Annotated in this window: 1 pseudogene; it reads left to right on the top strand. The window is 66.4% G+C overall.

The features are described from left to right. Positions 1 to 661, top strand: a pseudogene (locus OC490_RS49110) (alpha-amylase family glycosyl hydrolase); the annotation flags it as partial.

The raw sequence follows: 661 nt of genomic DNA, 5'->3' as shown, positions 1-661 counted from the left end.
GTGCTGCTGGCGGAGGCGAACCAGTGGCCCGAGGACGTCGTCGACTACTTCGGCGACTTCCGGAGCGGCGGCGACGAGTGCCACATGGCGTTCCACTTCCCGGTGATGCCACGGATCTTCATGGCGGTACGCCGCGAGTCCCGCTACCCGGTGTCCGAAATCCTCGCCAAGACCCCGGCCATCCCGTCGAGTTGCCAGTGGGGCATCTTCCTGCGCAACCACGACGAGCTGACCCTGGAGATGGTCACCGACGAGGAACGCGACTACATGTGGGCGGAGTACGCCAAGGACCCGCGGATGCGCGCCAACATCGGCATCCGCAGGCGGCTGGCCCCGCTCCTGGACAACGACCGCAACCAGATCGAGCTGTTCACCGCCCTGCTCCTGTCACTGCCCGGCTCGCCGATCCTGTACTACGGCGACGAGATCGGCATGGGCGACAACATCTGGCTCGGCGACCGCGACGCCGTCCGCACCCCGATGCAGTGGACACCTGATCGCAACGCGGGTTTTTCGTCCTGTGACCCCGGCCGGCTGTCGCTGCCGACCATCATGGACCCCGTCTACGGCTACCAGGTCACCAACGTCGAGGCGTCGATGTCGTCGCCCTCCTCGCTGCTGCACTGGACCCGCCGCATGATCGAGATCCGCAAGCAGAACC

It is taken from the genome of Streptomyces sp. STR69 (assembly GCF_024519455.1).
Classification (GTDB): domain Bacteria; phylum Actinomycetota; class Actinomycetes; order Streptomycetales; family Streptomycetaceae; genus Streptomyces.
This window is presented reverse-complemented; position numbering and strand designations above follow the sequence as displayed.